Source organism: Bifidobacterium sp. ESL0800 (genome assembly GCF_029395355.1).
Taxonomy (GTDB): domain Bacteria; phylum Actinomycetota; class Actinomycetes; order Actinomycetales; family Bifidobacteriaceae; genus Bifidobacterium.
Genome location: NZ_CP113913.1, coordinates 164,364 through 185,059, shown reverse-complemented (window position 1 = coordinate 185,059; position 20,696 = coordinate 164,364). Strand labels below are relative to the sequence as shown.

Sequence of the window (20,696 nt, the reverse complement as noted above, 5' to 3'; positions counted from 1 at the left end):
AAACGACACAGGACGTTAACGAAAAACCTCGAGGTTTTATGATATTTCGCATAAGTGACGTTCCGGGGCATTCACTGCCATTATAACCGATCGCGAAACGACAAACACAAGCGTTGACAGCCCTTACGCCATAAGCCGTATCAATTCCGACACCTCATCGAGATTTTGCGTTTTGAGGCATCGCCTATAGCTGATGGAGAAGTGTCTTGCTATTTTGTATACGAAAAGATATTCTTTATGTATACGAAAAGAAAAGAGGTGGGGATTTGCTGGTTTGCCTGCATCCAAGAGTGTTGGAGAAACGTCCTTGGCTCGATGAGAAGGAAATCGTCGCGGCATGGACTGGTGCCGCGCGCATGCTTCCCCGCCAGGGCGGCTATGAGCCGGACCAGATGCTTGCTCTCGGTTGGGACTGGCATGGCAGGCTCACCGAGATGATCGCGTATGCGGGCATGGAGGACGATGAGTGGATCATCTTCCACGTCGCACCGGCAAGAAAGAAGTTCCTCGCCGAGATGAGGTTCAGCGAGGTCGAGATTCGTCAGCTGTTGGGAAGGAGATAACCCATGAAGGACTACAGGGCAAAAGGCGGAGTCGAGGTCACCGACGAGATGGTCGACCGGTGGGACAAGGACGCCGACAACGGCATCTACCACGGCACCCCCGGCAAGCTTGTCGTCAACAAGCCGCTCGGCCGCCCGCCGCTGTATGAGGAGCCGATGGTGCCGGTGACGTTCCGCATGCCGGGCAGCGAGGCGGAGGCGCTCCGTAAGGCCGCTGACAAGCGCGGCGTGAGTTTCGCCGATCTCATGCGCGAGGCCTGCCACAGGGAGCTTGGACGGCAGAGCGCATAAGAGCGACATTGGAAGATTTACAAACTTGGTTTTTCCCCGAGCGCATGGAGGCAGAATTATTTTGTGCCTACCTTGTATCTGGAAACTCAGCGAGCCATGTGGCGGGAGGCTCTGCCCGAGGCCGCGTGACGAGAGCGTGCGACGCGATGGCGGTGCTGGCGGACGATGGATGCGGCGATGCCGATGACGGCTAGGGCGAGGGCGGTGAGAACGGCTGCGATCGCCGCCATCATGCGCCTGCCGTAGTCGTTGGGGTAGGTCTTGTCGAGCGCATGGTCGCGGACGCCGGAGACCAGAAGGCGGTGGTCGTTGATGCCGTAGGGGAAGCAGGTCATGAGCGTCACCCTGTCGACGCCGGGCTCGACCTTGAGCTTGCTGTCGTCGTCCGGCCTGATCAGGCTGATGCGGTCGACGCGGTACCCCAGCTTTCGTCCGGGAACCTTGACGTAGAAGACGTCCCGCTTTTTCATCTCGTCCAGGCGCGTGAACATCAACGCCTTGGTCATGCCGTTGTGCGCGGCGATGACGGCGTGCGTCGAAGCCCCGCCCACGGGCAGGGAGGTGCCGTGCAGATGCCCCGCCGCGATTTGGAGTATCGGCAGGGCGGTGCCGTGATAGATCGGCAGATCCACGGAAATCTTGGGGATGACGACAACGCCCATCATGCCGGCACCCTCGTTGAGCAGGCTCATATAGCGCTTGTCGTTCGTCGCAGCGGCGTCGCTCTCACCGCTGTCCGACGCAGCGTCATTCATAGCATTATTAGACGTTCCGTTATGCCTCTCTCCGTTGTCCGAAGCGGTGTTATCAGACGTTCCATTACGGGACGTTCCGCTGCCCGACGTTCTATTATTAGACACGCCTTGACCGAAGTTCTCTGCGTCAGTATACGGATTAAGCATACCGATCGTCTGCTGCCCCGATGCGGCAAGCTCGCGGTTGTATTCGTCGGCGTCGGCGAGCGCCTTGGCCGCGTCCGGATTCGCGTCCATTTTCCCGGATAAGACATTGGAAGATTCGGCCTGCTTGTAGGTGCTGACCGTCTGGGCGGCGAACGGATAGCCGAAAATGCACACCCCGACCAGCAGCATCAGCACCGCCACCGCCTTGATGCCTGCGATCATCAGATCAATCGACTTCGCGCCCTTGGGCCGCCTCGGAGCCGCGACAATCTGCGAAAAAGAAGAGGCCATGCGCTCCCGGCCAACACCTTCGAGACGCTCCGGAACGGACTTTCTCGATTGCTTGGCTTTGGAACGCATGGCCTTACTATATCTCCAATAACTACCGGCTATTGCTGATTACTACCGAATCAGCGCAGGCCTAGCGGCCTGCCGAGTAAGCGTCTTTGCGCACACGCTGCAAGTGACGCATACCGAAGAACAGAGCGAGCGCAGCACCAATCACCAGTGCACCGGCCACCAACCGCATAATGATGCCGACAGCACCGGTAGCAGGCAAACTAAACACCGACTTGGTGTTCACCACCGTCAGCTCATTGGTATTATCGGCAATGGATGTCAACTTATTAGCGTCAGGAGTCAGCACATACTTGTACGAGGCCTTCGACGGAGCAGCATCATCGACCGTATGCGACACATCAACCTTGAAGTTGAACCCCGGCGTAAGCAGATAACCATCAGGCGCCTTAGTCTCCTTGAACGTATAGGTACCATCGTCAAATCCCTTAATCCAGAGAGGATCCGCCGAAGTCGTCAACACGTCGCTACTGCCCTTCTCACCGGCCTTAGCCGTAGCATATACGTCGTAGACCTTGCCGTCAACAAGCTGGGCTCCCTTGTGCACGAAGTTCAACGGCGTGGTCGAGTCCGGATCTTCAAACACCTGGAACTTTGCGCCAGGCAACACATCCCCGGTCTCCTGAGACTTCTTGGTCAGTTCGATGGAACCGGTAAAGACATATACATCCTTGCCGGGTATCCGAGTCTCTCCGGAGCATAGTCCGTAATAAACGTCAACCCCGTTAACATTCCCATCACTATCAGTCTTCGCGTTTTCATTAAGCAACGCATAATACACAACCTTGATTTCTTTACCAATCGCAGTGTAATCTTCAGCATTTATTTTATTCGTAATATAGTTTGAGAAATCAAAAATAACCATGGCTCCCGCAACACTAGTATTAGAATCTACTGCATCTCCGTTATAATGTTGAACTCTTATCGTATAATCTGTTCCTAATGTAAGAGGCACATTATCGATGGTTGCAACCGCTCCAAAAGTATCGGGAACGTATGTAAACCCTTCTGAGAATCGATCAACAAGCTCCAATACATATTTCCCCTTATCTTCCTTATCATGGAGATTATAAAGCGGGACTTTATCGGTAATAGTGAACTGAACATTATCGCCAATCTTATGCGTTTTTTTATCTACTGCTTTATGCGGAACATCCTCTGAAGTTTTCACATGAATTTCGCTTGTTCCCTTTTCGGGAATCAAATTTACCGAAGTACTCACCAACATCGGTACGGGTCTAACCATTTCTGTAGGTGACGGGAAGCTAGTCACATCACAAATAAGATAGATTCCATTGACAACATTAAGCTTGAACGAAGTCGCTTCATCACCAGCAGGCCCCTTCTCTTCACCGAGATTATTGACCTTTGGAGCAAGTTTCTTAACAAACTTGCGTACATTACCTTCATAGGGAGAAATCAGCTCACTACCGTTGTCGGAATCTTGACCCCAGTGCCACACGAGCCAGGCCATTGGATCGCTTTGACTCTTTTCAGGAATGTTAATATCAGCGGCTTTCGCAGCATTAAGGATAGCAGTCTTTACATCGTCACTCTCAACCGTAGATACGCCAAAAGTTCCTTTATCTCCATCGACATTGATATAATCAGCAAGTTTCACTAACTGATATGTATGGTTAGCGATGCTTTTCTTATCTCCACTAAGCGTCAAATCGACTCTATGCGGATCACGATAATACGATGGCGTTGCCGAGGCACTGACGGCGCCTGCGGCCATCGTGGCCACGCTCGCCACACATGCAGTCACCATCGCCAGCAGCTTCATCAGCTTTCCATTTTTCATCGACAATCCTTCCTTCACTCACCCACAAAACTTTCAGGTATCACTACAGCCTTCACCGCCACTTCCGCGATTCGAGGCATAGCTATCGCTTTACTATTCCAGTATTACACTCATTGCCTAGCTGCATAAGACGTTCTTCCCAAGCGGTCGAAATTCGCAGGTGAAATGCATCAATTCCACAGTGAATTGCAGCTGCTGTATCAGCGGCTTGCCGTTTTAGCGGCTTTGCGCACACGCTGCAGGTGACGCACGCCGAAGTATATGGCGAGCGCAGCACCAATCACCAGCGCGCCAGCCACCAACCGCATGATGATGCCGACAGCACCAGTGGCAGGCAACTTAAGCACCGAATTGGTATTCACCACCGTCAGCTCATTCATGTTGTCCGCGATAGATGTCAACTTATTAGCGTCAGGAGTCAGCTCATACTTGTACGTGGCCTTCGACGGAGCAGCATCATCGACCGTATGAGACACCTTAACTTTGAAACTCAAGCCCATAGGAAGCAGATAACCATCAGGTGCCTTAGTCTCCTTGAACGTATAGGTACCATCCTCAAATCCCTTAAGCCAGAAGGGATGAGCTGATGTTGTCAACACGTCGCTGCTGCCCGACTCACCGGCCTTAGCCGTACGGTATACGTCGTAGGTCTTCCCGTCATCTGCCTGCCCCTCGTATACGAAGTTCAGCGGCGTAGTCGCGTCCGGGTCTTCAAACACCTGGAACTTTGCGCCAGGCAACATCTCCCCGGTCCCTTGAGACCTCTTGATCAGCTTGATGGAACCGGTAAACACATATACTTTATTGCCCGGTACAGTTGTCCAATTGCACCCGGGTTTATAATCCAATTGAACGTCGTTGACATTGCCATCAGCGTCAACTTTTGCGTTCTCGTTGAGAACCACATCATAGGTAATCGTAATACTTTTTCCCGCTATATCATAGTTTCCCTGCTGTATCTGAGCTTGGACATAAGGCGTCAACAGGAAATACATTTCCGCACCAGCCACCTTGGCATCAGCCGCAACCGGACTGTGGCCATACCTGGTATAGACTTTCAACGTATAATCCGTGTCTTTGATAAGCGTAGTATCACCGATCTTTACCACAGGCGTGGATGAATTATCATACGTAAACCCATCATCAAGCTGATCATCAATCTCCAAACCAGCACTATATACATTCGTAGCAGTAAATAAAGGAACATGACTTTCAATCGTGAACGGGACCGTGTCGCCAATCTTATGCGTATTCTTATCGGCATGCTTCGTGACTTTGACGTTTGAGGCTTTTACATCGATTTCACTGCTGCCCTTGTTCGGAATCTTGCTTACCGTAGTGGAGACCAACATCGGTACGGCTCTGGACAATCTATTATTCTCCACCACATCCGTTATATCGCGAATAAGATAAATGCCATTAACCAGATCCATGGTAACAGAAGTATCGCCTTTGGCACCCTCCACCGGCTGGAGCGCCGTTGCATCCAAAGCCTCACTTTCCTTCGAAAGCTTGGTGACAAACGTACGTATACTGCCAGTATACGGAGACGTCAGCTCCTGTTCCCCGTTCCATTGCTGAACCAGCCATGCCATCGGATCGCTTTTAGACCCCGCAGGAACATCGCCGGCTTCATTGATGGCTTTCACCAAAGCTGGATTGTCCTGAATAGTGGAAACACCAAACGTCCCACCGACGGCGTCGACGTTAACATAATCTGCAAGCTTCGTCGCCGTGAATTTATGCCCGGCAATCGTGTATTCACTACCCTTGATAGTTAGGTTGACATGGCTGTTATCCCCAGAGTCGTCAGCGGAAGCGCTCACGGCACCGGCTGCCATCGTGGCCATGCTCGCCACGCATGCAGTCACCATCGCCAGTAGCTTCATCAGCTTTCCGCTCTTCATCCACTATCCTTCCTTGCACGTCAACGACATGGCCCGTTGGCGCGACTACAGCTTTTCGCCATTGATGGCATAGTTCCAGCTATAAATGTCCTGTTTATACTTCTAGTATTACGCTCATTGCCCAGTTCAATGTGCCTCAATCCCTAAGCGGTCGAAAATCGCCGGTAACCTGCGTCATTCGGCCCACGAATTACTGCCGTTAAATGAACAATGCTGTTCATAACCCGCGCGTCAACCGACAAAACGCACGCAGCAAGTCGCATCAACACGATTTGACGCGACTTGGCGACGACCCAGACCAGACCGCAGCCACCATCGTTCATTGCCATACCAAGCCGACGTCATCGTCAGGGGCTGGGGCATGGTTCAGGGCTGAGCCCCAGGCACTTTTTACACGGCACCGTGAGAAAAGTGCGTTCTAGCGATGTTAAATCGCACTTTTTACACAGCACCGTGCGAAAAGTGCGTTTTAGCGATACTAAATTGCACTTTTTACACGGCACCGTGCGAAAAGTGCGTTTTAGATGGCGCAGTCACCATTTTTGCACGCCGACCCTGGCCCGTCGTCCGAAACACAAGGTGCAAACGCCAGCAGTGCAAACCGGCAGTCATCTCCTGCCCATGCTGGAATTGCGCAAACCAAGCGCCTAGAATAATGTGAATGGCGATGGAACGTAGATTACTGATGTGCCGCACGCGGCCGGTGCTGGCTTTTGACTACGACACCGATACCGGGCAGGCCGCAAGCTCGGGGACGGTGCTCGACGACGCGCGCCTCCCCCTCGAGCTGCGGGAACACGGCCGTATCGCCGCCACCAAGCTGGCCCGGCAACAAGCGTCTCAGTGAATTCCATCGCCGGGTAAGTATCACGGAATGCTGCCTGCCCGCCAATTCACACAAAGACACACGCAGAAACTGAACTCACTCCTTATGCATACAACGTCACCCGCAGCAAAAACGTGACGATTTTTACCGGTTAACAGCGGATTTCTACCAGTCAGCGGCGATTTTGGCACCTTGGCGCTTTTGCTCGCTCATTCTTATATTGTATGACTTATAATTGTGACGGTATAACTGGGCTTGCTGTAATACAAAGAACGAGGATTAGGCAATGACGAATATGGCAAAGATACGTAGAACGCTGGTTCGTAGCGTCGCGATTTTCTTTGCCGCGCTGTTGGGTGCCATCCTCATCACCGCACAATGCGTCACCCCAACGGCTTCGGCCGCGCAGCCCGTCACCCGGAGTGGAGGCTGCGCCACCGGTACCAGCACCATCGCGCAATGCTTCCCCGACCCGGTACTCGCTGCTACCGTGGCTGCGGCCGGGAGCACCAGCGGGCATCCGCTCACCACCGCGAGCAAGTTCGACGCCACCGTCGCCTCGCACGTCAAACAGATTTCCATCAACCCGGACAGCAATAACCTCGCAAGCCTTGAAGGCATCGACCTGCTGACCAACCTCAGGATCCTCCACATTCCAAGCAGCCAGCTCACCGACATCTCCCCCATCGCCGGGCTGACCAGCCTGATCGACCTCACCATCAACAACAGCCCGAATGTCGCGAGCTTCACGCCCGTGGCAGGGCTGAGCAATCTGGTCAACTTGAGCCTCAACGGCGACGGCATCGACAGCAGCAGCAAGCCCCTGCCGAATCTCTCGCAACTTTCCAGCCTCATCTACCTGTCGCTCGACAACAACGCCATCAAAGACATCACCCCTCTGCACGGGCTGACGCAGCTGATGCGCCTGAGCATGATTGACAACAACGTCTCCGACATCTCGACCTTGAAAAACCTGACGAACCTCACGTACCTGTACCTGCAGAACGACCCGGAGCTTCCCGCGTCTGTGGAGGGCAACGGCGTCACCGACCTGCAGCCGATCAAATATCTGCCGCTGACGCAATTCACCATCACCAATCAGCGTCCTACCGGCTTGGCGGAATCGACCAGCACCGTTACCATCAACGTGCCCAAGACCACCGACGGATCCTTCCTCGCGCCGACGCCCGGCAGCATCCAGCCGAGCTCAGGCTCTTACAACCCCACGACCGGCACGGTGACGTGGAACAATCTCGAACTTGAATATGTCAACGATGTCTCCGTCGGCTTCGAAACCACGCATTTCCCCTGTTTCGCCGACACCTGGTGCAACGCGTATAGCGGCACGGTAGGCCGCAAACTGCCGTTCACGCCTGAAACGTTCAGCCTCGACCCGAGCCCGAACACCCAGGCGCAAGACCCGGTGACCACGCCGAAGACGCCGCAGGAACCGGAGCGCCCGAAGCCGACGACACCGCAAAAGCCGACGCCGAAGGACCCGACGCCTGATCCCGAGCCACAGCCGTTCGATAATCCGAAGACGCCGGACCACAAGAAGCCGACGCTGGTGAAGCCGAAACCGGTCGTTGTGGCGCAGCAGCCGGCCGCCCAGCCGCATGATTCGTTGGTCACAACCGGCGCGACCATCACCGTGGTCACGGTAGTCGCCATCGTGGCGCTGGCGCTCGGCATCTACCTCGTCGCAGAAAAGAAGAAGCGCGACAAGCAGTAAGGGTAATCATATAGGTGCAATCCGGCGGTAAATCGCTCCACCGCCGGACCCGCCTTGCTACCCCGTCAGGGGCGGCTCGGTACCGGCGCTACTCCAACTTCCAGACCACCAACAGCAGGCAGCCCGCAAGTATCGCAGCCTCCCAGAGGGGATCCACCCTGGCCACCATCGCAAGCAATACAACCGCCGCGAGCCGGCAGAGCCCGGAGTTTCCGGGATTGTTATCGTTATGAGAAACCATTTCTGGCCTCCAATATTTCGTAATTTCAGCCGGCCTTATGGTCCCGGTCGGTCGCCCGCACGTTTATCCGCCCCCCGACGTCCAATCGGAATTGCCTTCAATGTGCGTGCGGCATTACCAACGTCTCACATTCAAAACGGATTTGCAAATTAAAACGGGCAAATCCATGAAAATTCAAGGTTCCTTGATGTGCTTGCAATTCCTTGAGGGTTTGTGGTATGTTCGTTGTATCGGCGGAATCGTCCACTGCGGGTCTAAGGTCTGGGTCTTTAAATCTTTTAACCCGTTGATTTTCGCCGTAGGGCGTTTGGTTATCATCGTCCTTATTTCGTAATTGATTTGTGCGGGTCGCCGGCTTAGGCTGGCGGCCCGCACGAGTTTTCTTCCAAGCGGCAGCTCAACGCATCGATGCGGTATATCTCTTTGGGCTGACAGCCATAGCTTGCGGATACGCCTATCGGCGCGCCCGTGTATGGGCATCTTGGCACTGGGTGGGTTGCTAGTCTACTTATCCTGCGTTTGGGCGTGGCCTGCTGGGGGCTCGTTGGGGTGGCGGTATTTGAGGATGATTAGGAGGGAGACACCGATAATGAGGACGGACAGAGCCGTCACCGCGCCCATAATCGCGGCCATGACTTGACGGCCGAAATCGCTCGGGTACTGCTTGTCGAGCGAGGGATCGCGGTGGCCCTGTACCAGGAGGCGGTGGTCGTTGACGCCGTAAGGGTAGCAGGTCATCAGCGTGGCGCGGTCCGCGCCCGCCTCGACCTTGAGCCTGCTGGTGTCGGTCGGCTTGATCACCACGATCCGGTCGATACGGTAGCCCATCCTGCGGCCGGGCACGTGGATGAAGAACGCGTCGCCCTTCCTCATCTCGTCGAGACGCGTGAACATCAGGGCGTTGGCCAGCCCGTTGTGCGAGACGAGCACCGTGTGCGTCGACGGGCCGCCCACCGGCAACGAGGTACCGTACATGTGCCCGGCGCCGATGTCCATCGTGCCCGAGGACGTGCCGTGGTAGATCGACAGGTCGACGGCGATCTTCGGCACGACCACCATGCCCATCACGCCACCGCCTTCGTTCAGCAGACTTTGGTAGCGTTTGTCTTTCGCCTCCACGGTGTTGTCGTCGGCATTATCATCATCACCGCCGCTGCCGTCGGCGTTGCTACCGTCGGCATCGTTGCTGAACGGATCGGCGACGTCACCCATCACTGACTGGCCGGACTTGGCGAGTTCCTGATTGTATTGGTCGGCGGCGGCCAGGTCCTGCAGCTCCTCGGCGCTGGTCTCGTGGTCCAGCCGCCACTCAAGGTCCTGAGATTCCGAAGCCTGCCTGAACGCGTTGACCCCTTGCAGCACGAATGGATAGCCGATCGACACCAGTCCGCCAACGAGCAGCAGGACGAGGACCAGCTTCTTTATCAAGGTTCCCAGATCGTTGCCACGGGCACCCTGATCCAGTCCTTCATCATCGGCGATGACGGCGCTAAAGGACACCGGCCCGGCATACCGCTCCTCAGGCGGTTCGTCCTGTTTCTTCTTCATCGCGCAGCGTCCCTAACAGATTGTCCTACTGCCGATGCGGCGACAACATAGGACACCGAACCCGCATACCGCTCCTCAGGCGGTTCGTCCTGTTTCTTCTTCATCGCGCAGCGTCCCTAACAGATTCCCCTATTGCCGATGTGGCGACGGCCGCACACCGCAGACCGTCGCCACACCACAACAGGCATACTTCATCATACGTTAAGGCCGCTCATGTCGCTCCTGCGCTTCAGCTTCCGAACGCCCACAAGGATACCTGCGCCGCACAGCACCGTCATCACGCCCAGCAGCGCGCGCACGCCCATGCCGACCGGGCTCGTCGCCGGCACATCCCTCAACGACCCGATATACCGCACATTCACCACACGGCCGTTGCCGTCTCCGGCCCCGCCGCCCAGGCTGGCCATCCCATACGGATCGCTCCCGATTGACTGTGTCTGGCTTTTCGTGCCGTCGCCGTTGTCGTCGTGCTGGATGGTGATCTCGAACTCGAAGCCGGATACCAGGGTCCACCCATGGGCCGCAGTGAGCTGCTTGAGGATATAGGTGCCGTCCGCCAGCCCGGTGACGTTCATCTTGCCCGAGGCGCCGACGGTGATCCTGTCGGTCGAATTCGTCTCGGAGGCCGAAGCTGCGCAATATTGCGAGGGCTCGGTCAGGCTGCCTTTGGAGACCTCGTTGAATCGTATCGGATGGTCCGGATCCTCCTTATGGGACACGCTGAACTTCGCGCCTTCCATAATGTAACCTCCGGCTTCAGAAACTTGTTGTATAGAAAAGCCGCCGCTATAGATGCCGACACGATTCGCCACATCATAAGATGCACCCGCCCACGTTATTTCACAGCCGCATGAATTAATGTAATATCTCATTTTGGCGTTGTTGTCGACCGGATCCCCCTTGCCTGCGTTGCTGTTGACGACAGCATGGTAGACGACCTTCAGGGATTTTCCTAAAATTTCCTCTTTATCGGTTCCGATACCGAATCTGCTGTATATATAAGGCGACAAGTCGAAATATATCCGAGCTTCTGGAACTTCATCGGACGAATCGGCAAGATTCGCATGGCCACCTTTTGTGTCGCAATCATCATCGTTAGTGCTACAAGTCTTGTCGAAGACATACAACTTATAGCCCGCAGGCGTTGCCGCTGTCGCTTCCGGAATGGTCACGCCATCCAATATGACCTTCGCGTCGAATTTACCTTTCACATACGAAAGCCCCGCAGAGAATTTATCAACAACTTTAAAATGGTAGTCTCCATAATCACCATACCTGCGATCCTTGGGCATAACGATGTTGATCGTGTATTCGGCCGGATCGCCGACGTTGTACGTTTTATCCTTAACCTTCTTGGTGATCCGCGAACCCCTGCCGCTTCCTTTCCTTGCGATTTCCTTCGTCCCCAGAAAATCAGAGCGAGATACATCAAGATAACCGCCGACCGTACTGACGACGGCCCTTTGACCACCAATACTAATCAGATAAATCCCGTTGGGAAGGTCAACGCTATAAATCCGGTTGTAGTCTTCGTCATACGTTACTTTCGGATTACGACAGCTCCCAGTGCAGAAAGGAGGACTAGGTTCACTTCCATCCCAAATCTGCCAATCACTATCATTAAAATATGGAAGAAAAATTTCTGAATTCTTCACAAAATCACGAACATGGCCCTCATAGGGCACGGCCGTCTCGTCCGCGTCCCCTTCCGCCGACCATTTGTTGACGAGCCAGCGCATCGGGTCCTTCGCGGAGCAGGCGTCCCCGTAGCCGGAGGCGTCGCAGAGCTCCTGATAGGTTATTACATGACCATAAATTGGACGACCATTAAGCACCTTGGAAACGGTAGTCGCATCCAATGTATTCTTGTCACGGTCCTGGTTAGTGTAATCGGCAAGCTTGATCCCCTGAATGTCGTTACCTGCTAAACCATCTTTGAAATTTTTTATTTTGAGTGTGACGTATGGTTGTGGTCCGTGGGTTGGTGTCTGTTCGGCGTCGGGTTGGCTGGCGTTGGCGCTGACGGCGCCGGACATGAGGGTGGCGGCGGCCACCAGGCATGAGACTAGGGCGCCGAGAGCGCGTTTCCATTGCTTCTTTTTCATGTGTCCTGTCCCCGACAAAATCGCCTGTCCTTGCTTTTCCTGTGACTCGTATAAGTCCGAACTGTGACCATCGGCACTCAATGCGTGCCGTGCGCTTAAGGCGCCGACTCGAAAATGCTGTTTGCGCATGGGTCATCGCCTCCCGTATCCGGTGTCCTTGAATCTGCCGGGCTTCGAATGCTTCTTGTTGCGGTGCATGAGGGCGTAGCCTATTGCCGCTATGGCGAGGAGCACCAAGCCGATCACCACGCGCATCAGGATGCCCGCTGCGCCTGAGGCCGGCAGTTCCTTGAAGGACTGCACGTTGGAGACGGTGAACCCGTTGGTGCTCTCCTTCTGCTTGACCAGGCCGTACAGGTCGCCGGTCTGCGAGTAGGAAACGCCGGTCAGCGCATTGCTGGCGTCGAAGTTGTGAGTGAGTGTGACGTTGAAGGAGAAGCCCGTAGGCAGCATGTAGCCGTTCGGGGCGTGGGTCTCCTTGACGGTGTAGACGCCATCGGCCAGCCCTTCTACCTCGATCTGGCCGGACTGCGGCACGACCAACGTATCAGTGGTGGTTGCCGTGGTGAACGCTTCAGGAAGAATATAGTCGGCGCTGGCAGTCCCCTCGCCGCCGGAACGCACGAATTTCAGAGGATCCGCCGCATCCTTGCGACGAATCTGGAACTTGGCACCGGGCAACGCCTTACCGGTCGTCTTCGAGATCTTGTCGACGGTGAAGCCGCCGGTGTAAAGCTTGACGGTCGGGCCTTCGAGTTTGACGTCTTTGCAGGTGACTCCCGTGGTGTCGTTGTATTCGGTCTCGGATTTGCTGGTGGTGGCATCGGCGTCGTTGCCGGTGAAGGCCTTTGCGTTGAGGTAGGCCGTGTACGTGATCTTGATGGGCTCGGTACCCAATGAATAGTCGAGGTTGGTTATCTTGCTGTTGACGTATGAGGAAAAATCAAAGGTGAGCTTCGTGGCCGACGAACTCGTGTCGGCAGTCAGCTGGTAGCCGGTGCCGGACGAGGCCTTATTGAGCTCCTGGCCGCCGATGGTGACGGTGGGGTGCGCCTTGGCGGGGTCGTAGGTCAGGCCCTTGCTGAGTGTGGTGTTGACCTTGAGGGTGAAGTCGGTGGCGAAGGTGTAGATCGGTACCTTGCTGCCGACGGTGAATACGATCGGACTGCCCACGTCGTAGGTGTTCGTGTTGTTTTCCACGATTTGCGTGGTTTTGATGCCTGTGGTGTCCGCGGCGGGGGCGACACGGCCCGTGGCGGAAGCGACATCGGAAGAGGAGATGAACGGATTGGCGTCGACGACTCCGGCAGATGGACTCGTCTCGAGCGCGGACGCGCTGGTAGCACCCATGGCCAGCATGGCCACACATGCGGCCAGCGAGGTCAACGCCTTAGCCAATCCGTTCATTCTCATTGTTTGTTCTTTCTTGTTACTGGATGTTGCTCAGCATGCATCGCGTGTGGGCTGCTCTGCCGGCCAACCGGCCAACGAGACAACCCACAAGCGACACACCATCATTTAGTGACGGCGAACAACCTTGCGGGCGTTCTTGCCCTTTCGCATGCTCATATAGAGCACTCCGGCCACGCCAAGCAACACCACGCCCAGAGCCACGCGCATCAGGATGCCGACGGCACCTGCAGCAGGCAGCTGCGTGAAGGACTGGATGTTGTAGACCTTGTATACAGCCGTGCTGCCGACCTGCTCAGCGAGGCCGAACTGGTCGTCCTCACCGAACGAGTACTCCACGTCACTGGTCGGCTGACCTACACCATCCGGATCGTTGGAGCGGGTAGTGTGCGTGATTATGGCATTGAAGTGGAAATCAAGGAGCTTGTAACCGCTAGGAGCCTCCTTCTCCTTGATAGCATAGGTGTCATCACTCAGACCGTTGACTTTGAACGGAGCCTCCAAAAGATCAGTGGTGGTTTCGCCCGGTTCAGCAGTACGATACTGATGCACACCATTGGCGTCAGCGCCTTCATCGACGAACTTCAGAGTATTTCCGGTAGCATCTTTCCCACGGAAGATATTGAACTTAGCACCAGTCAGCTTCTCAGCCTTGTTGGTCTCAGAGTACTTCTCAACGCTGAAGCTTCCGGTGTAGATGTAAACGTTCGGAGCGTTGGTGGTAACGATGTGGTCATCGTTGGTGTACTGAATCTTGGCCTTGTTGATGATGCCGTTCCCATCGACGCCGCTATTCCCGTCGGGGTTACCAAGCGTCAGCGCGTCCTTGTTGACCATCGCGTAGAAGGTGATGACGATATCCTTACCAGCCAAGCTGTAGTCCTTGGGATCAGAATCAATCTTCTTCTTGATATACTTGCCGAGGCCGAAGGTAATCTGAGCTCCGGCTACCTTGTCATTGCCGGTAACCGTATCCCAACCACCAGTGGTATTGGCCTTTCCCACGGTCAAATCATAATCAGCGGCAGTAAGTGTCGTGCCACCGATCTTAACGACCGGCTTGGTGCCATAGGCAAGATCGTAAGAAAGTCCCTTACCAAGGTTATCGATGACATCCAGCGTCATGCTCGTAAGATTCGTGTACACCGGAACCTGGCTCTTAATGGTGTATTTGACATAATCACCAACGTCATAGGTCGGATGCTCACGCTTCTTCGTGATCGTGATGGGCTCAATCTTGGCCTCAATCTCGCCGGTACCAACACTCTGATCGATATAGCCCTTAGTGCTAACCAAAATCGGGATAGAAACCTCAACCTTGCCTCCAGTGACATCTTCAATGAGATAAATGCCATTGGGAATGCTGAAGCTTGCTCCACCAGCAGTAAAGGTCGCGGTGTTGGGAGTGGTCGCCCCAGCGATAGCGGTCTTAATGTCACTCTGCTTTACCAGCTCGTTGACGAAATTACGACGTACGCCGGCATACGGAGAAGCGGTTTCGTCGGTGGTGTCAGGCCCCCACTTGGCGACCAAAGTAGCCATGGCATCTTGATTATCAGTGAGTGAGGTACCGCTAGCTACAGCAGCAGCCTTAATCGCAGCTTTCATATCAGCAACAGTCTGAATACCGACTGAATCCGTGGTCTGATTGATATAGTCGGCAAGCTTCACCGCATTGAACTTATGACCATCCAATGTCGTTGCATCACCGGTAATAGTCAGATCCACTTTTTCGTCAGGATCGGGATCCGCTGCCGAGGCACTGGTGACGCCGAAGCCCATCATGGCCACGCCGGCCACGCAAGCGACGAGGGAAGCCATAAGCTTCGTTACTCTTCCTTGTTTCATTGTCATTCCTTTTCTTTTTACATTTTCAAACATTGCAAATTACAAAATCCGTTTTGCACATCTCCCGACTAGCCGGGGCCGCGGATGGACGGCCGTACCACACTGCCGTCGGCAGAGACGTACCAACGCGAACGTCCGTTCATCACTTGCCTCCCTTCCTGTGCTGCGATGTCGCCACCGCACGGGAAGCAAAGCGCTGACGCAACGCGATCGCACCCATCGCTATCGCGGCCACGACCAGCACGACCAGCCACGACCAGGCCGGAAGCGTTGACGTCTTGGTAATCGCCGTGTTGGACTGGGTTGCCCCTTGGCTTTCGTCTTCGCCTTCGCAATAAGGCAGCGTGGAGACTCCCGTCACGTAGCTGATGCCGTTGGCACTGTTGCGGACCCTTCCGGTAGACCGTTCCACGCACTTAGGCACGCTGTGCTGGTCTTCCTGAGGCGTCTTCTCGAGGGAATCACGATGGTCTTGCAGCGTACCGCCTGCAAGCGCGTTGCCGTTGGCGGTATTGCCTGTGCCGGCAGCCAGAGGCACCGTCTGACCGGCGACCGCCGTAGGTGACGCGCCGAACTGAGGAGCGCCGGCCAATATGGTGGCAGGCTGCATAATGACGTTGATGCCGTTGGAGTTGCCAGCGCCCGCAACCGCGCCTTCGCCGTTGCCGGAAACCTCAGCCCCCTGCTTGACCCACTGGGCATACATGATGTTGATGCCGGGCTTCATGTTGAGCTCGACGCCCGGAGCCCAGGCAGTGCTCGAAGTCGGCACACGGCTCCAACCGCGGAACGTATAGCCCGCAACCGTGTACGCGTTATCGGCGAGCGCACGTTTGTAGGCGCTCATAGCCGCCGCATTCGCGGTGAACACGTCGTCGTTCATGGTGCCGCCGGCCTTGAGACCTTCAGGCTCGTTGGCCATATAGCGCACGGTGTACTGCTCGTTGTCAACGGGCTGCTCGGAACCTGCCGCGCCGCCGGTGGACTTCCATTGTGCATACAACGTGACCACTTCACCGCGATCGAGCGTGATCTTGTCGCCGGCCTTATAGGCCTTGCCGGGCTTGCCGTTCTGGTCGTTGCCGCCATTCCAGACGGTGTTCCAACCTGTGAAGCTATAGCCTTGCGTCGCCATCGAGGATTGCGGAACCGTCTGCGGTTTCTTCGAGACCTCGGCGCCCGTCACTTGGATCGCACTCGGCAGTCCGCCGGAAAGTTTGGAATCGCTAAGCGGAAGGTTGGCGTCGAAGCTGATCTGCGCGGTCTGCTGCCAAAGGTAGGTCTGGGGCTTCTGACCGGTAGTGCCTGTTCCAGGGCAACGCTCGGCAAGCTGCTCGTTGGCGTCGCTGCCCTCGTCGCTGGCCCAGCTGTCGTCGTCACGAGCCCAGCGGCCGGTGTAGCCCTTGGTGTTCATGGGCTCGCCGCTGAAGAACTCGGGCGTCAGCTTCGTCTTGGGGCCGACGGAAAGTTCGTTGAGGTATTCGGGCAGCACACGGCAGGTGCCGGCGTCGGCCTTCACCGTGCCGTTGGAGCAGGCGGCGGCATCCTTGGTGGCCTGTACGTGGGTGGTGTCCCAGCTGGAAAGATCGAGCGAGGTGATGCCCGTGCCCTGGAACATATAGGTCATGCTGGTGACCTTGGACGTATCCCAACCGGAGACGTCGAGGGACTTGAGGTTGCTGTCGCCGCCGAACATATCCCACATCAGCGTGACGTGAGGCGTCTTCCACATCGAAACGTCCTTGAGGTCGGTGCGGGCGCGGTTGCGCTGGAACATGGCGGCCATGGAGGTGACCCGCTCCGTCTTCCACTTGCTCATGCCGCGAACGTCCGAAAGGGCTTCGTCGTAACGGAACATGCCTTCCATGTTCTGCACGTTGCCGGTGCTCCAACGCGAAAGATCGCCCAGATGCGTGAGGGCCTCATCGAGATAGAACATGTATGACATATCGTTGACGTGGGCCGTGTTCCACTTGGTGCCGCCGAGGCCCTTGACCTCGTTGAGCGTGGAGCAACCGGCGAACATCGCCTGCATGGAAACCGCCGAAGACGTCTTCCACGCGGAAAGATCGAGGGCAGAGACCGAGTTCAGGCCCATGAACATCCGGCTGAAGCCGCGGACCTTGCTTACGTTCCAATGGGCGACACCCGAAAGGTCCGAGGGGCCTACCTGCTGCGCGTAAGCGGGGTTGCCCGGAAGCGGGAGGTTGGGCACCTGCTCGACCATGGAGAACATGGACGGCATCAGCTCCACCTGGCCGGTGTCCCAATTGGCCAAGCCGTCGACGGTCTTGAGGTTCCTGCAAAGGTAGAAGAGCTTCGACATGTCTTTGACAAGCGAGGTGTTGAAGCCGGAAAGATTCAGGTGCGTCAGCGCACCGTCGCCGCAGAACATACGGGCCATGCCGGTGAGCTTCGCGGCGTGCCAAGCGTCCATGCCGGCTATTGAAGTCAGGGCACTGTCGCCGTTGAACATATCGGACATATCGGCGACCTGGGAGACGTCCCAACCGGCGACATTGACGGTTTGCAGGGCGCCATCGCCTTGGAACATGGCAGACATGTCCGTGGCCTCCGACGTGTTCCAGCCGGAAAGGTCAAGATTGGTCAGCGAGGTGTCGCCATGGAACATCATCGTCATTTTTTGAGGATGGGCCGATTTCCACACCGCAAGATCGATGTTTTGAAGATTCGGGCAATCGGCGAACAACTGCGAGAAATCACCACCGGCGTTGCGCACGTCAAAATTGGCTTGATTACTGATCCGGACTTCCTTCAACTTCGTCATTGAGGAAAACATTCCGGCAATGTTGCCGCTGAGACGGACAACGCCTGTGGTGTTTGCGAAATGGATGGCGGAGACCTCATTATGCAATGGATTGTTTATCGACCAAGGAGCACCAGCGGAACCATCGATCGAACCCGGGCCAATCGTAACTACGCAATCGGCCCCATTGCGTGAAGAAGACCAGTAAGCCTGACCGGACGAACCGCCCCAATTGCCGGAATCTCCGCAACTCGCCCCGTCGCCCTGCGCTGACACTGTGGAAGCAGAAGAAGTATCAGTCGCTTGCGAACTCGGTTTGTCGGAAGACGGCAATTGTGAAATGCCAGGTTGCGCAGATTGCTGGGAAGTCGCGCCGACAGGGCTTTTCTGCCCCTCAAGCGCTGAACCTTGCCCAATTTTCGTACCGGTGCCGTCAAGCTGGGTTGACTGATTGGTTTCGGAAATATTCGAGATACTCGAATTTTGAACGGTTTCCTCGCCATTGGCCGACACGATAATCGGGCAAACAAAGAACGCCAACGCAACAACCGCGCCGACGAGTGTTCTTTGCCGCTTTCCCATTACCTCTGCGTCTTCCTTCCTTCACTTGCCTTGTGACCTCGCCACAGCCGTTGAATTGTCGTGGGACCCAACGGACATAGCTACGCCATCTATATATAAGTATTACGCAATTTGGCTAGATAAAAGTGGAGTTACTGCTAAGCGGTCGAAAATGCCATGTGAAGTGCGTCTATTCAACGGTGAATTTCAACCACCAAATAAAAATTTCATCCAGTAAAAAAGGACGACCTAGAAACCGTCGGAAACAAGAAAAGCGACCCAGGATCAAGCCGGTTGAGCGCTTCGGCCTTGACTCCACAAAATACCAGGTACTGCCTATACTTGTTACCGAAAGTAATGTTTATCACTACTTAGGAAATCAACGGCATTTCAGAGAGGAAGATTGGCAATGGCAGCAAAACAACACAAAGGCCGCTTCGGAAAACGGACTTTACAAGGCATAACAAGCGCGACAGCGGCCATCCTGGCCACGTTCATGCTTGCCCCGACCGGAGCCCAGGCCGTTGAACCGGCTACGCCAGCCTCCCCATCGGCAACGGTATCCACGGCAAACGCACAAGTCGCCGCGGATCCGTCACAGCATTCGCTAACGCGGCAAGCACCCCAGCACGCCAATGCCCAAGACGACACCGATTCTGACGTAAGCGTGACAAAGGCAGACGCCAATGCGTTGCTGAAGGTTTTGCTTGCCGACGATTCCCTCTCGGTTTCAAATGTAAAGCTGACCGGCTCCCCCGAAGCGGCCGGAACCTTTGCTCATGGACAGACAACGTTGGGAATCGACAACGGCATCCTCTTCTCCACCGGCAACCTGACCGACAATATGGAGTCGTCGCTCAATGCTGACGGCGACCCCGACTTGGATGCCATACTTGGCGGCCCAAAGACCCATGACGCGATTTCATTGGAATTCGATTTCGTGCCCAAAGGCTCCACGCTGTCGTTCAACTATGTATTCGGATCAGAGGAATATCCGAAATTTGTAGGAAGCGACTATAACGACACCTTCGCTTTCCTGGTCAACGGCAAGAACGTTGCGCTGATTCCCGGATCGAATGACCCCGTAAGCATCAATAACGTCAACGCCGACAAGAACAGCGAATATTTCGTCGATAATTCCGATTACACAATAAATTCCCTTCCAGGAACCGGTTTCGGCGGGCTTACCAAGGTGATGCCGGTAAACGCCCCGGTCACCAAGGACCAAACAAACCACATCAAAATCGTGATTGCCGATGCAGGAGACCAAGTGCTCAATTCATTTGTCGCGATTCAGAAGAACAGCATGAAATCCCTGGGTACCGTGAACGTTCATTATGTAGACACCACAGGCAAGCATCTGTCAGACGACGTGGCTCTTACCGGCAATATCGGCGACCCATATACAAGCGAGAAAAAGAGCTTCAACGGATACACGTTCCAGCGCGTGCAGGGCAATGAGCATGGGACCTTTGTCAATCAAACGCAGGAAGTGACCTATGTCTATTCGGCCGTTACAACCCCCGCGAGCACCCAGCCCAAGCCTACACTTGCGGAAACAGGAGCGACGGTACTTCCCGTGGTTGGTCTGATGTCTCTTCTGCTGACGGCCGCTTGCGGAATGCTGTTAGGCAAGCGCCGCAACAGTTGAGCGCCTTCCCCCTTCGGCTCGAGTTGCGGCAAGTCTACGGCTGAAGTTGCGGCAAGTCTACGGCTGAAGTTGCGGCAAGTCTACGGCTCGAGCCGAAGGCCGGTACCGCCAGCTACACATTTTTGGCCTGTCTCTTAACAGCAACACGCCAAAATGGGCAATCGCCACGGCGTACCGGCTAGC

At 55.5% G+C, this 20,696-nt stretch carries 14 protein-coding genes; 5 read left to right on the top strand and 9 right to left on the bottom strand.

All coding sequences use genetic code 11. The features are described 5' to 3' along the window. Window positions 1-290 precede the first annotated feature (290 nt). Both OZX75_RS00815 and OZX75_RS00810 read left to right on the top strand, forming a co-directional pair. A complete protein-coding gene (locus OZX75_RS00815; protein ID WP_277146356.1) occupies window positions 291-563 on the top strand; it encodes a hypothetical protein in 273 nt (90 codons plus the stop codon). Between the two features lie 3 nt (window positions 564-566). Further along, window positions 567-854 (top strand): ribbon-helix-helix domain-containing protein, encoded by a 288-nt coding sequence (locus OZX75_RS00810; protein ID WP_277146354.1) that lies wholly within the window; start codon window positions 567-569, stop codon window positions 852-854. Window positions 855-940: 86 nt separating this feature from the next. On the opposite strand, the gene OZX75_RS00805 is transcribed toward OZX75_RS00810, so the two are convergent. From OZX75_RS00805 to OZX75_RS00795, 3 genes are all read right to left on the bottom strand, one after another. After that, complete coding sequence (locus tag OZX75_RS00805) at window positions 941-2,116, bottom strand: class C sortase (protein ID WP_277146353.1); 1,176 nt, start codon at window positions 2,114-2,116, stop codon at window positions 941-943. 61 nt (window positions 2,117-2,177) lie between these two features. Further along, on the bottom strand, window positions 2,178-3,917 hold the full coding sequence (locus OZX75_RS00800; protein WP_277146351.1) for a SpaA isopeptide-forming pilin-related protein: 1,740 nt from the start codon (window positions 3,915-3,917) through the stop codon (window positions 2,178-2,180). A 200-nt stretch (window positions 3,918-4,117) separates the two neighbouring features. Continuing rightward, window positions 4,118-5,824: a SpaH/EbpB family LPXTG-anchored major pilin gene (locus OZX75_RS00795; protein ID WP_277146350.1), complete on the bottom strand. Its 1,707-nt coding sequence runs from the start codon at window positions 5,822-5,824 to the stop codon at window positions 4,118-4,120. Between the two features lie 667 nt (window positions 5,825-6,491). On the opposite strand from OZX75_RS00795, the gene OZX75_RS00790 reads away from it, so the two are divergent. Together OZX75_RS00790 and OZX75_RS00785 are read left to right on the top strand one after the other, a co-directional pair. Continuing rightward, window positions 6,492-6,671, top strand: coding sequence for a hypothetical protein (locus OZX75_RS00790; RefSeq protein WP_277146348.1), 180 nt, complete (start codon window positions 6,492-6,494; stop codon window positions 6,669-6,671). 265 nt (window positions 6,672-6,936) lie between these two features. Beyond that, window positions 6,937-8,382 carry a leucine-rich repeat domain-containing protein gene (locus OZX75_RS00785; RefSeq protein WP_277146346.1) on the top strand — a complete coding sequence of 482 codons (1,446 nt, stop codon included), beginning with the start codon at window positions 6,937-6,939 and terminating at the stop codon, window positions 8,380-8,382. A gap of 88 nt (window positions 8,383-8,470) precedes the next feature. Here OZX75_RS00785 and OZX75_RS00780 read toward each other — a convergent pair whose 3' ends face one another. From OZX75_RS00780 to OZX75_RS00755, 6 genes are all read right to left on the bottom strand, one after another. After that, on the bottom strand, window positions 8,471-8,623 hold the full coding sequence (locus OZX75_RS00780) for a hypothetical protein (protein WP_277146345.1): 153 nt from the start codon (window positions 8,621-8,623) through the stop codon (window positions 8,471-8,473). 504 nt (window positions 8,624-9,127) lie between these two features. Beyond that, window positions 9,128-10,171 carry a class C sortase gene (locus tag OZX75_RS00775; RefSeq protein WP_277146344.1) on the bottom strand — a complete coding sequence of 348 codons (1,044 nt, stop codon included), beginning with the start codon at window positions 10,169-10,171 and terminating at the stop codon, window positions 9,128-9,130. 194 nt (window positions 10,172-10,365) lie between these two features. Beyond that, window positions 10,366-12,405 (bottom strand): isopeptide-forming domain-containing fimbrial protein, encoded by a 2,040-nt coding sequence (locus OZX75_RS00770; protein ID WP_277146343.1) that lies wholly within the window; start codon window positions 12,403-12,405, stop codon window positions 10,366-10,368. Between the two features lie 3 nt (window positions 12,406-12,408). Further along, window positions 12,409-13,689: a SpaA isopeptide-forming pilin-related protein gene (locus tag OZX75_RS00765; RefSeq protein WP_277146342.1), complete on the bottom strand. Its 1,281-nt coding sequence runs from the start codon at window positions 13,687-13,689 to the stop codon at window positions 12,409-12,411. A 105-nt stretch (window positions 13,690-13,794) separates the two neighbouring features. Beyond that, on the bottom strand, window positions 13,795-15,534 hold the full coding sequence (locus OZX75_RS00760; protein ID WP_277146341.1) for an isopeptide-forming domain-containing fimbrial protein: 1,740 nt from the start codon (window positions 15,532-15,534) through the stop codon (window positions 13,795-13,797). 142 nt (window positions 15,535-15,676) lie between these two features. Further along, a complete protein-coding gene (locus OZX75_RS00755; RefSeq protein ID WP_277146340.1) occupies window positions 15,677-18,883 on the bottom strand; it encodes a BspA family leucine-rich repeat surface protein in 3,207 nt (1,068 codons plus the stop codon). A 388-nt stretch (window positions 18,884-19,271) separates the two neighbouring features. On the opposite strand from OZX75_RS00755, the gene OZX75_RS00750 reads away from it, so the two are divergent. Further along, window positions 19,272-20,513 (top strand): choice-of-anchor L domain-containing protein, encoded by a 1,242-nt coding sequence (locus OZX75_RS00750; protein ID WP_277146339.1) that lies wholly within the window; start codon window positions 19,272-19,274, stop codon window positions 20,511-20,513. Window positions 20,514-20,696: the final 183 nt, after the last annotated feature.